At 73.5% G+C, this 14,302-nt stretch carries 12 protein-coding genes, 1 tRNA gene and 1 pseudogene; 4 read left to right on the plus strand and 10 right to left on the minus strand.

Translation table 11 applies throughout. The annotated features are described in order from the left end of the window. Window positions 1-231: 231 nt before the first annotated feature. Window positions 232-2,034, minus strand: coding sequence for a putative bifunctional diguanylate cyclase/phosphodiesterase (locus tag CCN72_RS03925; RefSeq protein ID WP_086806331.1), 1,803 nt, complete (start codon window positions 2,032-2,034; stop codon window positions 232-234). A 322-nt stretch (window positions 2,035-2,356) separates the two neighbouring features. On the opposite strand from CCN72_RS03925, the gene CCN72_RS03930 reads away from it, so the two are divergent. After that, a complete protein-coding gene (locus CCN72_RS03930) occupies window positions 2,357-3,616 on the plus strand; it encodes a M6 family metalloprotease domain-containing protein (RefSeq protein ID WP_086806332.1) in 1,260 nt (419 codons plus the stop codon). Window positions 3,617-3,758: 142 nt separating this feature from the next. Here CCN72_RS03930 and CCN72_RS03935 read toward each other — a convergent pair. The 7 genes from CCN72_RS03935 to CCN72_RS03965 form a co-directional block, all read right to left on the minus strand. Beyond that, window positions 3,759-3,832: transfer RNA gene (locus tag CCN72_RS03935), tRNA-Lys, on the minus strand. Then, window positions 3,823-4,365, minus strand: coding sequence for a hypothetical protein (locus tag CCN72_RS03940; RefSeq protein WP_085564886.1), 543 nt, complete (start codon window positions 4,363-4,365; stop codon window positions 3,823-3,825). The genes CCN72_RS03935 and CCN72_RS03940 overlap by 10 nt, the downstream gene beginning before the upstream one ends. A 124-nt stretch (window positions 4,366-4,489) precedes the next feature. Beyond that, entirely contained in the window at window positions 4,490-4,858 is a 369-nt protein-coding gene (locus CCN72_RS03945) for a hypothetical protein (RefSeq protein ID WP_086806333.1), read from the minus strand. 285 nt (window positions 4,859-5,143) lie between these two features. Next, entirely contained in the window at window positions 5,144-6,481 is a 1,338-nt protein-coding gene (locus CCN72_RS03950; RefSeq protein WP_086806334.1) for an AAA domain-containing protein, read from the minus strand. Continuing rightward, window positions 6,478-8,067, minus strand: coding sequence for a hypothetical protein (locus tag CCN72_RS03955; RefSeq protein ID WP_086806335.1), 1,590 nt, complete (start codon window positions 8,065-8,067; stop codon window positions 6,478-6,480). The genes CCN72_RS03950 and CCN72_RS03955 overlap by 4 nt, the downstream gene beginning before the upstream one ends. After that, window positions 8,058-9,149, minus strand: a complete 1,092-nt coding sequence (locus tag CCN72_RS03960; protein WP_086806340.1) for a hypothetical protein — start codon at window positions 9,147-9,149, stop codon at window positions 8,058-8,060. The genes CCN72_RS03955 and CCN72_RS03960 overlap by 10 nt, the downstream gene beginning before the upstream one ends. Window position 9,150: 1 nt before the next feature. Further along, a complete protein-coding gene (locus tag CCN72_RS03965) occupies window positions 9,151-10,083 on the minus strand; it encodes a phosphatase PAP2 family protein (protein WP_086806336.1) in 933 nt (310 codons plus the stop codon). Between the two features lie 238 nt (window positions 10,084-10,321). Between CCN72_RS03965 and CCN72_RS03970 the strand changes: the two genes are divergently transcribed. Beyond that, window positions 10,322-10,918 (plus strand): histidine phosphatase family protein, encoded by a 597-nt coding sequence (locus CCN72_RS03970; protein WP_085564880.1) that lies wholly within the window; start codon window positions 10,322-10,324, stop codon window positions 10,916-10,918. A gap of 10 nt (window positions 10,919-10,928) precedes the next feature. On the opposite strand, the gene CCN72_RS03975 is transcribed toward CCN72_RS03970, so the two are convergent. Then, complete coding sequence (locus CCN72_RS03975) at window positions 10,929-12,410, minus strand: NsdA family TPR-like regulatory protein (RefSeq protein WP_086806337.1); 1,482 nt, start codon at window positions 12,408-12,410, stop codon at window positions 10,929-10,931. Between the two features lie 266 nt (window positions 12,411-12,676). Between CCN72_RS03975 and CCN72_RS03980 the strand changes: the two genes are divergently transcribed. Continuing rightward, entirely contained in the window at window positions 12,677-13,084 is a 408-nt protein-coding gene (locus CCN72_RS03980) for a hypothetical protein (protein WP_086806338.1), read from the plus strand. A 56-nt stretch (window positions 13,085-13,140) separates the two neighbouring features. Continuing rightward, window positions 13,141-14,010: a spermidine synthase gene (locus tag CCN72_RS03985; RefSeq protein WP_086806339.1), complete on the plus strand. Its 870-nt coding sequence runs from the start codon at window positions 13,141-13,143 to the stop codon at window positions 14,008-14,010. 16 nt (window positions 14,011-14,026) lie between these two features. On the opposite strand, the pseudogene CCN72_RS03990 reads toward CCN72_RS03985, so the two are convergent. Beyond that, window positions 14,027-14,302 (minus strand): annotated as a pseudogene (locus CCN72_RS03990) (hypothetical protein); the annotation flags it as partial.

Here is a 14,302-nt window from a genome sequence, read left to right on the forward strand (position 1 = left end):
ACAACGCTCGTGGTCAATACACCTAGGGCCTGTCTGACAATTCCCGTCTGCCGCGCGACGCCATGCACGCACTCTCGCGGCACCGGGCGCAGACCCAAGTACGTCCAGTACGAGGGCCTACGCCCGGCACCCCGAGAGCACGCACCTGACGCCGCGCGGCCGCCCTCCGGGCGACGACGGGAATTGTCAGACAGGCCCTAGGCGGCCTGCCGCCCCTGTGCGGGACCCGCCTCACGTCGTCGCCGTGTACGCCCGCGCCCCCAGCAGTTCGGAGATGCGGTCCGGCGGGACCGGGCGGGAGTACAGCCAGCCCTGGCCGGTGTCGCAGCCGATGCGGCGCAGCCGGGTGGCCTGGGCGGAGGTCTCCACGCACTCGGCGGTGACCGTGAGGCCCAGCCGGTGAGCGAGTTGGATCATCGCCTCCACGATCACCTCGTCGGCGGGGTTGGGCGCGGCCCCCTTGGACGCCTCCTCGTACTGGAAGCCGCGGACGAAGGAACCGTCCAGCTTCAGCGTCGAGACCGGGAGCCGGCTGAGGTAGGCGAGGTTGGAGTAGCCGGTGCCGAAGTCGTCGATGGCGATGCGCACCCCCATGTCGCTGAGGGCCTGCAACGCCTGGAGCGGACGGCCCGCCGAGCCCATCACCGCGGACTCGGTCAGCTCCAACTGGAGCAGATGCGGGGCCAGTCCGGTGTCCGCCAGGGTCTGCGCCACATCGGCCACCAGGTCGGAGTCCCACACCTGGCGCACGGCCACGTTCACGCTGACGAAGATCGGCGGCTCACCGGGATGCGCCAACTGCCAGCGGCGGGCCTGCCGGCACGCGGTGACCAGCGCCCAGCGGCCGAGCTGCACGATCGAGCCGTCCTCCTCGGCCAGCCCGATGAACCGATTCGGCGTCAGCGTGCCGAACTGCGGATGATGCCAGCGCACCAGCGCCTCCACCCCGGACAGCCGGCCGTCCTCCATACCCACCAACGGCTGGTACTCCAGGGCGAATTCACCCCGCTCGATGGCGGGCCGCAGCGTGGAGGACAGCGCCTGCCGGGTCATCCGGTGTGCGTTGCGCTCGGGGTCGAACAGCGTCCAGCGGCCCTTGCCGTCGGCCTTCGCCCAGTAGAGCGTCGTATCCGCCGCCTGCATCAGACCGGTCGCCGTGGTGCCCGCCGCGTGCCGCTCCACGACCCCGATGGACGCCGTCAGCGACAGCCGCTGCCCGGCCAGGTCGAAGGGCTCCTGAAGGGCCTCGAGCGCCGACTCGGCGAGATCGGCGAGCTGTTCGGTGCCGGTGGAGTCCTCCACCAGCAGCGCGAACTCGTCCCCACCGAGCCGGGCCACCAAGGGGGTCGCGGCGCGCGCGAACCCGGCCTCGTCGGCGACCCTGGTCAGCCGCTCGGCCACGGCCGCGAGCAGCCGGTCCCCGACACGATGGCCGAGCGTGTCATTGACCGCCTTGAACCCGTCGAGGTCCAGATAGCACAGCCCGATCCGGCCGGTGCCGCTCTGCTCGTACGACTCCGCCTCCAGCGCGGCCGAGAGGCGCTCGAAGAACAGGGTGCGGTTGGGCAGCCGGGTCACCGGGTCGTGCATCTGCAAGTGCCGTAGCCGTGCCTGGAGTTCACGGCGGGCGCTGATGTCGGCGACGGACAGCAGTACGCCCGCCTCGCCGTCGGCCAGCGGCACCACGGTGAGCTGCACCCACACCGAGGTGCCCCCGGGATGTTTCAGTCTGCGGGTGCAGCGCAGCCTGGCCTGCCGCCCGCACAGCACCTCCCGATAGGCGTGCCAGGAACGCGCGTCGGCGGTCAGGTCCACCAGATCGGCGGCTGACCGGCCGGAGAGTGTGTCGCAGTCGGTGCCGAGCAGCTCGCCGAAGGCCGGGTTCGCGCGCAGGACGAATCCCTCGCGATCCACGACGGCCATGGCGAGCGGCGCCGCTCCGAAGACACGGTCGTAGGTGATGTGATCACTGTCTGTGACGGCTGACCGGTCGAGGTCTGCCGCGGGCGTCGGCCCTTCGGACGTTCCGCTCACCGCTCGCTCCCGCAGTGCACTCGATCTCTGTCCGTGCCGGAAAGTGTGCCGATCATAGAGGCTGGCCCCGGGCCCTTCCAGCCATCGTCCAGTGTCCCGGACCGGACAGACTTTCTGACAGATCGTTTCTGCCCGCACCTGGACGGGTTATTGAGCCCCTCGACCAGTTGTGACGTTCCGTGAGTGAATCGGGGGTGTCGAGCGCCGTAGTGCGCCGGCGCCCAAATGGGGAGCGCTCACCCTTCTGGTGCAGACAAACAGGGCATCGAGTGGCGAAACGCAGCAACCTGGGTGCGGGTCTGTCGAACCGCGTCCGGAGGTCATGTCCGTGCCCCTGCTGCGCAGCACCGCCGCCGTGTGCACCACGCTGTCGGCGCTGGCCGCGACCTCGATCTTCACCGGCCCGTCGGTCGCCGAGCCCTTCTCCACCGCCCCGTGCGCCCTGCACCGCACCGAGGCCCACCACTCCGAGGGCGTCGACAGCTGGGACTCCGACTACACGCGCCCCACCCGGGCGCTGGACGCGGTGATGATCTTCCTGTCCTTCCCGGACGGCACCCCGCGCACCACCCCGGCGGAACTGACCGCCGACCACTTCCCGCAGACCAGCCGCTACTTCGAGCAGGCCTCCTACGGCAGATTCACCGTTCGCCCGCATCCACTGACGCACTGGCTGCGTATGCCCCGTCCGTCGACGGCGTACGCCATACGGCGGGACTGGGCCGCCGAGGACCGGGCCGCATATCTGAACGACGCCTTCAAAGTGGCCGACAAGGTGGTGGATTTCTCCCGCTACCAGGTGGTGTACCTCGTCGCCGATCCGGACGCGCCCGGCGTGGACTCCGACGCCACCAAAGTCGTCAACCTCGATACGCCCCTCCATGTGGACGGCACGGACGTGCGACGGGTCGTCACGGTGTTCGAGAAGCATCCACCGGATCGGCTGGTTCTCGCCCATGAGAGCGGCCATGTCTTCGATCTGCCCGACCTCTACCACCGCCCGGCCGACGGCAAGGGCGACTGGGACACGTACGTCGGCGACTGGGACCTGATGGGCAGCCAGTTCGGGCTCTCCCCCGATCTGTTCGCCTGGCACAAGTGGCGGCTGGGGTGGCTGGATCCGCGCCAGGTGATGTGCGTACGCGGCGCGGGTCCGACCCGGATCACCCTGGAACCCCTCGCCGCGGGGCCGGGCATCCCCGTGCAGGGCACCGGCGGGGCGCCCGCCTTCGGGCTCGGCGACGGGGTGAAGCTGGCGGTGGTGCGTACCGGTCCGGACAGCGCCCTCGCCTTCGAGGCCCGCGTCGCCGCCGGCAATGACCGTGCCACCTGCCGTGAGGGCATTCTCGTCTACCGGGTGCGCAGCGGCGCCGAGTCGGGCGGCGGCCCCATCGAGGTGGTCGACGCCCACCCGCACACCTCGGCCTGCCCCGACGACTCCGTCTACCCACCCCTGGCCGACGCCCCGGTCGCCCTGGGGGAGAGCTTCACCGTGCCGGGGGAGGGCGTGAAGGTCGAGGTGGAGGACAGGACGGCTTCGGGGGCCTGGACGGTGCGGATCACGCAGCGGATCAGAGGCTGACCTCTCGGCCGACGTCCACGGGGCCGACCTGAGGGGGGCGTGGGTGGCGAAGCCCCCACACCGCGCGGCGAAGCCGCGCAAAAACAGCGATGGCGAGTCCAGACCGTGTTTTCTACGGTCAGAACTCGCCATCGCCATCGCGTGCGCCGCCAGGGACTCGAACCCCGGACCCGCTGATTAAGAGTCAGCTGCTCTAACCAACTGAGCTAGCGGCGCCTGCTGACGTCGTAGACCTTAGCATCCTGATCCGGGGGAGGAAAAATCGATATCCGCACCGCCGCCCTGGCCGCCCGCACCGCCGCCCACAGCAGCACCTCCGGGCCCGGTAACCAGGGGTGACGCGCGTCCGGGGCGACCAGCCAGCGGGGGTCGGCCGAGGGGTCGCCGTCCGGCGCGGGGACGGTCACCGCGTCACCGGTGCCGTGGCACAGCAGGGGCGGTACGGCCGCCGCCCGGTGCGAGCCCCATTCCTCCCAGGCCAGCAGCGAGGGCAGTCGGTGGGCGGTGCCGGGGGCGCAGAACAGCAGCATCCGGCCACGGGACATCGCGACCGGGCCTGAGCCGGGGCCGTTGTCCCAGAGCCGGTCCAGCATCCGGCGTCCGAAGACGACCGGGGCGCTCACCACGTCGAAGACGGTGCCGCAGGGCAGGACGGCCGGGGCGGGCGCGCGCCGCGGGTACGGCCCGGCCGAGGCGAGCCAGGCGGCGCCGTCGGAGGTGACGCGGGTGACGTTCGGAGTACCGCTCATGCCGATCAGGTCTACCGGCAGTGAGCAACCGGTTCTGCTGAGTTGCGGAAAGCCGGGACAGGGGGTGGGGGAGAGGAGTATCTTGCCCGCCTGGCATATGCCAGGTGAGGGTCACGTCGGGTTGTCACACGGGATCGGCGGTGGCACGGCCCTCGCTGTTCCCGCGCATCAGATCCCGGCCGAACTCGACCATCCTCTTGGCATAGTCCTCGGTCCACTCCGCGCGCTCGGCGATGTCGGCGGTGGTCAGCCGGTCGAACCGGCGCGGATCGGCGAGCTGAGCCGCGGCGATGGCCTGGAACTCCACGGCACGGTCGGCGGCCGCGCGGAACGCCTGGGTCAGCTCCGTCGCCCGGGACAGCAGCGCCCGGGGATCCTCGATGGACTCCAGCTGGAAGAAGTGCTCGGGATCGGCGGCCGCTTCCGCGGGCTCGAAGATCAGGGGCGCGGGGCGTAGCCGCGGTTCGTTCCGACGCGGCGTGGGCTCCGCCATGTCTTCATCTCCTCCTCGTACGGCTCTGACAACCGGACCCCGCGGGTCTGCCGGGCCACCGTCCATTGTCTCGCGTGCGGGCAAGGGGGCAGGGCCGGTCCCTTCGCGCACTCGGCAGTCACGGCCGCCAGCGCACCCGGTGCTCCGTCAAGTGCGCCAGCACCGCGTGATTGGCCTCCCAGCCGTCCGGGCTGTTTCATCGGCCGCCTCCGGCGGCGTGCCGGACTCCGTCCGGCGAGGGGTGGGGCGGGTTCGGTGCTTGTCGGTCGGGCTCCGGGATGTCGGTCACGGCCGCCAGCGCACCCGGTGCTCGGCCAGATGTGCCAGCACCGCGTGATTCGCCTCCCAGCCGTCGGGAAACTTGACCAGGGTGCCCAGTTGGACCGGTTCGGTGGAGGGGTAGTCGTCCAGGAGGTCGCTCACGCCCTCGCGGCAGACCATGATGCAGGCGTGCCGGTGCCGGGAGGCGAGGACGCACAGGCGGCCGGTCTCCAGGTGGAAGGCGGTGGCGTCGGGGCGGCCGGAGAGCGGGTGCAGGACGACCGTGATGTCGTACTCGCGGCCCTGGAGCCGGTTCGCCGTGTCGACCGTCACCTCGAAGACGCCCAGGTCGGCCAGCGCGGAGCGGACCGCGGCCGCCTGGTCGCGATGGGCGGTGCCGACGGCGATCCGGGCGGCGGTCAGGGGGGCCGGGTCGGGGGAGCGCTCGGACACCGCCGCGCCGCCCCGGTCCAGCAGGCGGCGGACCACCGCGGCCACCGCGCGCACCGCCTCCGGGTCCGTGCGCGGAGTGTGCCGGGCGGGCAGCTCCAGCAGGCCCCAGCCGGTGGCGGCGGCCTCGTCGATCACCCGGTCGGGGCCCGAGCCGTCCGAGGGCACCGCGAAGGCGAGCCGGCGGTCACCGGGCCCGGTGCCGCTGCGGAACGGGGTGTACGGGTAGAACGCGTCCGAGACCAGGGGCGCCGCGGACGCGGGCAGCCGCCAGGAGACCGGCAGCCGGTGCTGCGGCAGCCCGGGGTTGTGGGCGAGCAGCGTGGTGACGGCGGACGCCGAGGGGTCGTACGACAACCCCGCCCACTGCTCGCTGCCCACGATCGCGAACGGGTCCAGCTGGCCGGGGTCACCCACGAACAGCGCCCGCTCGAACAGTCCGGCCACCGCGAGCAGCGAGTCCGAGCGCATCTGGTACGCCTCGTCCACGATCGCGTGCCGCCAGGGCTCGTCCACCTTCACATGCGCCCACTTCGCCGCCGTGGACAGCACCACCGGCAGCCCGGCGAGGTCGGCCGCCTTCGCCGACGTACGCACCTGGGGCAGCTCGTCCAGGGCCTTGTCGTACGCCTCGGCGTCGCTGCTGTGCAGCCGGCCCACCGGCAGCTCGGGGTTCTTCTCGGCGAGGCGCAGCACCAGGTCGTCCACCTGGGCGTTGGTCTGCGCCACCACCATCAACGAGCGCCCCGCGTCCGCGAGTTCGAGCGCCGCCCGCACCACCAGCGTCGACTTGCCCGCGCCGGGCGGCGAGTCCACCACCACGCCCCGCTCAGTGGCGGCCAGCGTGTCGCGGAGGATCGCGTCCGTGGCACGGGCGGCGGCGGCCCCGGGGTCGACGTCGACGGTCGTCACAGCACATCCTCCTCGGTGATCGGATCGGCGGCCTCCGCCACGGCCTCGCCGGGCGGCCCGCCGTGCGTCCACGGGGTCTCCTCCGGGTCGGGCAGCTTCGCCCCGCCGCGCTGCTCGTGCTCGAAGAGGGTGAAGCAGACCCGGTCGCCCTTCTCCGGCACCGAACCCGGCTCCGGCTCCTTGCCGCGGCCCATCTTGTCGAGGATCCGCAGCACGACCACGTCCTCGGCCGCCTGCTCCACGAACTCCGCCGACTGCGGGCGGCCGCCCAGCGAGCGGTACACCTTCGCCCGCTCCGCCAGATGCGGCCGGTCGTCGCTGCGGACCGTCACCAGGGGGCGCGGGCTCGGCCGCCTGCCCTCGCTGTACGCCATGACGACCTCGGTCACCTCGCCCGCGAACGCCTCCCCGGCCAGCCGCCGCCCCGCCATCACCAGCGGATCGTCCAGCGCCTCCTGCGCCTCCAGGCGGGCCTGTTCCCGCTCCCGGGTGGCCAGTTTGTTCGCCGCCGTCACCGCGTCGTCCCGGCGCGGCTGCGGGGGTTCCCCGGCCAGCACCCGGTCCCGGTGCCCGGTGAACGACCAGCGGTCCCGGATCCAGCGCTCCTCGGCCCGCCCGCCCTCCGGCAGCGCCCGCAGCAGGTCCAGGCCCCGCCACACCGCGTCCCAGGTGGGCCGGGCCTGGCTCTCGATCAGCCCGCGGACCTCCCGCTCGGCCCGGGTGAGCGCGGCCAGCCGGTCGTCGGCCTCCAGCGGGTCCTCGGCGGCGGCGAGGGCGGTGCGCGCCCGGTCGTACCGCTCGATCGCCGGGGCCAGCAGCTTGTTGTCGAACGCCGGGTCGGTGGCCGGTCCTGCGGGCGGGCACCGCAGCTGCCCGGCCGGGTCCCGGTCCAGCTCGGCGGCCCGCGCGGCCTCGGCGCCGCTGCTGCCCGCCGGGGGGTCGAGCCAGGCGAGCAGCGCGCCCAGATGCTGGTCCTCCAGGCCCGACTGGCCGGTCGCCCAGTGCCGGGAGAGCACATCGGTGAGGGCGAGCAGCAGCGCGGATCCTGGGACCCGGGACCGCTCCCCGTAGTGGGTGAGCCAGCGCCCGAGCAGCGGCACCCGGGGCGGCGCCGGATAGGGCGCCTCCGGGTCCTGTTCGGCGGTGCGGCGGAACCGCATGGAGCGGCCCAGCAGCCGGACGAACGCCAGGCCCGCCCGGCTCGGCACGATCAGCTGGGGCGCGTCCGCGCACAGCTCCGTCTCGACCTTGACCCGCTTGCCGGTCTCCGGATCGGTCTCGGTGCGCTCGGCGGCCTCCACCTCGGTGGCGTAGGAGTCGATGTACGGCAGGATCACGTCCGCCAGCTCGGCGAGGAACGTGAAGCGCAGATCGCGGTCCCGGGGCTGCGGCACGACCAGCAGCCGGGGCGCGTCCCGGTCGGTGCCGACCAGCGCGCCGAGCGGGGCGCCGGCCTCGCCCGCGGTGGTGAGCGGCACGAACACCAGGGGACGGGCGGAGAGATGCCGGTGCCGCACGGTCGCGAGGGGCTGGGCCCGTCCGCTGCCGACGGCCTCCAGCCGGGCGAGGGTGTCGATCAGCGACATACGGCCGCCACCTCCCGCGCCCGGGCCTCCTGGAGCGCCTCCGCGCGCAGGGCCGCCGCCCGGCGCAGCGCCGCGACCGCCGGGTCGTCCGGGTCGCCCAGCTCGCCGCGGGCCGCCGCGAGGACGTCCTCGACCGTGGTCAGGCCGCCCAGTTCGGCGCGCAGCGGGCGGCCGAGACGGGTGACCGCGCCGGCCGCGCGGGCCCGCTCCCGGCAGTGGAAGGCCAGTTCGCAGGTGGACAGGCAGTCGGGCGCGTACGTCGCCGGGACCGCCGCCACCGCGGCGGTCAGCTCCTCGGTGTCCCGGTCGGGCGCGAAACAGGTGCCCTCGGGCAGCGCGTCGGCGATCTCCTCGATCCGGGTGAGCCGGGCAAGCTGCCGCGCGGTGACCGCCCGCTGCTTGCGCACGTCGACCGCGGAGCCGGCCGGCAGGTTCGAGAAGTCCTTGGGGCACACCAGCAGCACCCGGTGGCGCACCCGAGGGGCGGGATCGAGGCGGGCGGCGACGTCCTCCAGGGCGAGCACGTACACCGCGGCCTGCCGGGCGGCGGCGCCCACCTTCGCCGGGTCCGCCGAGCCGTCCAGCATCGGGAAGGACTTGATCTCCACCACGGACCAGCTGCCGTCCGGGTGCACCACCACCGCGTCCGGCTCCAGGAACGCGAGCGAGCCCGCCACGTCCAGGGCGAGCATCGGATGGTCGAGCAGCGTCCAGCCGCCCGCGCGGGTGGCCTCGCGCAGCGCGAGTGCCGTACGGGCCGTACGACCCTCGGGGCCCTGGGCGGTCAAGTCGGGCACCGCGGCGGCTGCCGGGGCCTCGGCGCCCGGGTCGAGCCGGGTGTGCGCGAGGCGCAGCAGCTCGGCGCCGCCGTCGGCCTTCACCTTGGCCTCGAACGCGTTGCCCCGGGTCAGCGCGAACTGCGACTGGCCGAAACCGGAGGGCGCCCCGAGCGCGCTCGCCAGCTTGGCCTTGTCCACCCCGGCGCCGTCCAGGATCGCCCGTCTGCGGCACCCGGGGTTGGCGGCCAGCGCCGCGAGGGCGCGCGCGTCCAGGGCCTTCGCCGGTACGTCGGCGCCGCGCAGCTCAGCGAGCCGGTGCCGGAGCCCCGTCGCCCGCGTCCGTGGGGGATGGGTCCGGCTCGGCTTTGGTGCCGGGCCGCGACTCGCGCTGCCGTGGAATTCGCTCACCCGCGGAAGTCTGGCATCCGCCACTGACAATCGGGGAACCCCCGGCTCCGAAGCCCTTGAACTGCCGGGCCCGGACCAGGTCGACGGCCCGCAGCACACGCGGCGCGAGCAGGTGGCCGACGCCCATCACGGCGATACCGGCGAGCGCGTCCAGGAGGTAGTGGTTGGCGGTGCCCATGACGACCAGCGCGGTGCCCAGCGGATAGAGCACGGCCAGCACCTTGGTGAGCCGGGTGCCGCCGTGCCGCCACAGCATCACCCCGCACCACAGCGCCCAGCCGACGTGCAGGCTCGGCATCGCCGCGTACTGGTTGGTCATGCCGCCCAGGCCGCGCGGGGCGCTGGCGTCGCCGCCCCACCAGCCGTACGAGCTGTAGTGCGCCATGGTGTCCACGAAGCCCTCGTTGGCGGCGAGCAGCCGGGGCGGGCAGGTCGGCACCAGGGTGAAGCCGATCAGTCCGATGAACGTGGACGTCATCAGCCAGGCGCGGGCCCGCCGGTAGTGCTCGGCACGGTTGCGGAACAGCCAGATCAGGATCGCGGGCGTGACCAGGTAGTGCAGCGAGGCGTACCAGAAGTCCGCGGGTATCCCGAGCCAGGGCTCACGGGTGAACAGGCGGTTGAGGGGGTGCTCGGCGTTCAGGTGGAGCAGCTTCTCGGCGCGCAGCAGCGCAAGACCGTGGTCCACGGCGTCGTCGACGTCGCCGCGCACCAGGAGGCGGCCGGCCGAGTAACAGCCGTAGACCAGCAGGAGCAGCGGCAGCTCGGTCCACCAGCGCAACCGGGTGCGGGGCGCCACCTCGGTGCCCGGTGTCTCGGTCTGCGCCATCCGATCGCCCTCCCCCTTCTGCGGTACGGCCGCCCCGGCGGGCGACCGTGCCACTTTACGGTGTCCTTCTCCTGCCCCCGCGGGCGCTCCGGAGTCGTCCGGTGTGGACGGCTCCGGCCCACAAAGACGCCGAGACCGGGCGCGGGGTTGCCCCTGAGGGTGTGAGCGATGATGGAGGGGCCGACTCTTGTTGTTCCTGTGACGTCTTTTGGGCGTCCGTCTCCCGGAAAGGTCCCCCATGGCACCGCGCATCCTGCTGGCCCGGCACGGACAGACGGCTTGGTCGCTGTCCGGCAAGCACACCGGCAGGACCGATGTGCCGCTCCTTGAGGAGGGCCGGCACGGCGCGAAGCTGCTCGGAGAACGCCTGCACCGGGCGCCGCTGGACGGGCTGCCCGGTGTGGAGGTCCGCACCAGCCCGCTCGTGCGCGCCGCGGAGACCTGCGCGCTGGCCGGGTTCGGGGAGCGGGCCGAGCCCTGGGACGCGCTGCTGGAGTGGGACTACGGCGCGTACGAGGGCCTGACCCCGGCGGAGATCCAGGCGGTCCGCCCCGGCTGGCTGATCTGGCGCGACGGCGTCCCCGAAGGGGAGAGCATCGCCGAGGTCACCGCCCGCGCGGACGAGGTCGTCACCTGGGCCCGCGCCGCCGACCGCGACGTCCTCCTCTTCGCCCACGGCCACATCCTGCGCTCCTTGGCCGCACGCTGGCTGGGCTTCCCCCTGGACTTCGCGGCCCGCATCCGTCTCAACCCGACCTCGCTGTCGATCCTGGGCTGGGCGTACGGCGAACCGGCACTGGAGAGCTGGAACGACGTGGGACACTTGGCGGGCTAGGGTCTTTCGCCTACGCCCCCGCCACCCTCGGATACGCCTTGTGCCGGTCGAGGAAATCCGAGACCCCCGCCGCCCGCCGGTGCGGCAGCAGCACCCGCGCCGTCCCGGCCAGCATCGTCTGGATACGGGACGACTGCACCTGGTCCAGCAGCGACAGCACCCGCACCCCCGCCTGCGCCGCCTCGTCGGGACGGCCCTCGCGGGCGAGATCGTCGGCGAGCTCCGCCGTGTACAGGGCGATGTTCCGGGTGAAATGGGGGTCCTGGAGGTCCGCCGCCCGCTGGGCGTGCCGGGAGGCCCGCGGCCAGTCGCCCAGCATGGACCAGCACTGCGCCTCCAGCCCCTCCAGCTCGGCCTCGCCGTAGAAGCTCATCCACTCGGGGTCGGCCGCGGAGCGCCCCCGCGCGAACAGGGCCTGCGCCCGGGCGAGCGCCCGCGCGCAGCCGGTGCGGTCGGCCAGCCCCGCCCAACCGCCCGCCTCGCGCAGCGCGAGCAGGGAGTTCAGCCGGTCGGAGCCGAGCGGCCGGGCCGCCCGCTGCGCGGCCTGCGCGGCGCGCACCGCCTCCCGGGGCCGCCCCGCGTCCCGCGCCAGGAACGCGGTGTTGCAGAAGGCGTGCGCCTCCAGCCCCTCGTCCCCGGTCATCCGGGCTGTGGCCAGCGCCTCCGCGTAGTGCGAGCGCGCGTCGTCGAAGCGGCCGGAGTCGTGCGCCAGCCAGCCCACGGAGATGGCGAGTTCACCGGCGCCCGTGTGCAGCCGCTCGACGGTGGACTGCCGGGTCGCGCCCGCGTCCAGCAGCGCGTACGCCGCGCGCAGGGGAGCCGCCGCGCGCCGGTAGAGGCCGTCCGCGCCGTGCCGGTCGTCCAGCAGCCGGATCCGGCGGACCGCCTCCTCCAGGGCCGTCGCCTCGGTGCTCCCGGGCCGGCGCGAGCGGCGGGGCGCGGGCACGGTGTCCGGGGTGAGCCCCAGCGGGCCCAGAGCGGCGGCGGCCACGGTGGCCCCGCCGGTCATGAATGCGCGACGCAGCACGTCGCTCTCCTCGTGGTTCGGATGGTCGTACGGGTACGGCCCCTGGGGGTCGCACACCTCGTGCGGGTCATACGGGTCGTGCGCGTGATGCTGGTCCTGCGGCTCGCCCGGGTGCCCGGCGACGACCTCCCGCGCCCCGCCCGCGGTGACCGCCCGCGGGGCCGTCCGCGCCGCGCGGCCGCGGACGGACGAGCGGGGCGCGAAGCCGAGGTCAGCGAGCGTACGACCGGGGAACATATGCAGGAACACCCGCTCGTAGGCGTAGTTCGGGCAGCGGATCTCACCCGCCTCGACCCGCCCGACGTAGCGCGCGTCACAGCTCACCCGCTCACCGATCTCCCGCGCCGCCCGCCGCACCAGCGCCGCGAACTCGGCCGGTGAGCGCCGGCCGCGCAGCCGCCGGAAGGCGAGGTTCGGCCGGGGTGGCCGTTCGGGCTGTGACGAGGTCACGGTAGACGACGCCATGGCCGGGTCCTCTCGTGCGAACCGTCGAACCATGCCGGTACCGGGGCGGGTTCGGGACATGGCGCCCGAGTGGTGCCCTGGTTCCGGCGAGCAAGAACGTACCGGCTGTGAGGGTCCCGCCACGCTGGGTTTGGCCACAAAAGCGGATATCTCATCCGTGATCTGCCATGAAGTGCCATCCTTTGCGGCGCACTTGTGCCGTAGCCGTTGACAGGATGGCGCGTTGAACGTGTTGACCGCGACAGTGCTGTGTGGTGGAGGCGGGCATGGAGACCAGCCAGAGCAGTGAACCGTGTACCTCGCCGTCGCCGCCCGCCCCGGGCGACACGGTGTGCGACCTGGTGACCGTACCGGCCCGGCAGGGCCTGGAGGCGGTCGACATCCTGCGGCGCGCAGCCGCGGACGCGGTCGGACCGGTGCTGCACGACGACGACCGGGACACCCTCGGCTTCCTGGTGCCCGCGGGCACCGCGGCCTGCTGGGACGTGCCGGGCAGCACCTGCACGGAGACCAACGGGCGCGGTCTGCGCCTCGCCCCGGAACCCCCGGTCGCGGGCGCCGACTGGCTGCTGCCCCCCGGTGACGACGCCGACCTCGCCACCGACCCGGCCGTTCTGCGCGAGGCCCTCGGCGAGGCGGCGCGCCTGATCGAGGCCGCCGACAAATGCTGCTGAAGCCGTCGGAGAACGCTGCTGAAACGTTTACCGCGGAGACCTGAGAAAATGACCGGATGGGCAGGTCAAGGAACCCGCGGCGGGCAGCGGCCGCCACCGCCGCCGTGGAGGAAGCCGTCGACGGCGGTCTCGCGCGGCTCGTCCCCGACCCGGACCGGAGCCGGGCTTGGACGCTGCTGATCGACGGGGCGCCCCAGTCGCACGTCGACCTGGACGACCCCGGGTATCTCTCCTTCGAGTACCAGCGCCGCCTCGGCCATGTCATCGACCTCGCCGCGCTGCCCGGCAAGCCCGTGCACGCCGTCCATCTGGGCGGCGGCGCCTTCACCCTCGCCCGCTATGTCGCCGCCACCCGGCCCCGGTCCACCCAGCAGGTCGTGGAACGGGACGCGAGCCTTGTGCAACTGGTCCGGCGGGAGCTGCCGTTGGATCCGAGCGCCCGGATCCGGGTGCGCTCGGCGGACGCCCGTGCGGGACTCGGCAAGGTGCCCGACGGCTGGGCCGATCTGATCGTCGCCGATGTCTTCAGCGGCGCCCGCACCCCCGCCCACCTCACGTCCACCGAGTTCCTCGACGAGGTGCGCCGCGCCCTGAAACCGTCCGGGATCTACGCCGCCAACCTCGCCGACGGGCCGCCGCTCGCCCATCTGCGCGGCCAGATCGCCACCGCGGCCGCCCGGTTCGCCGAACTCGCGCTGATCGCCGACCCGGCCGTACTGCGCGGAAAACGCTTCGGCAACGCGATCCTGGTCGCCTCCGACCTGCCGCTGCCGCTGTCCGAACTCACCCGGCGCGCCGCCTCCGACCCGCACACCGCCCGGGTCGAACACGGCCGCCGGCTCACCGACTTCACCGGCGGCGCACAGCCGGTGACGGACGCGGCGGCCGTGGACTCCCCGGCCCCGCCGCCCTCGGTGTTCCGCTGAGCGCCGGTGTTCCGCCTCAGTAGGTGCCGATCTCCACGTGCGGCGGGCCGTCGTGCCAGGTGCAGAACACCGACACCCGGTCCGTGCCCCGGCTGAACTCCACCCGGATCCACGTCGCCGTCTTCCACACCTGCATCGACCAGCCGGCCCCCGGCGTCGCCGAGACGAGCGTGGCATCGGCCGCGCCCAGCTCGAACACCGCGTGGCCGCCGTCGGTGTCGTACGCCTTGACCTTGCCGGAGGCGGTCGCGGAGGGAGCGGGCGGGGAGGAGGCGGTCTCGTATACACATCT

The organism is Streptomyces murinus (genome assembly GCF_002154555.1).
GTDB classification, from domain to species: domain Bacteria; phylum Actinomycetota; class Actinomycetes; order Streptomycetales; family Streptomycetaceae; genus Streptomyces; species Streptomyces murinus.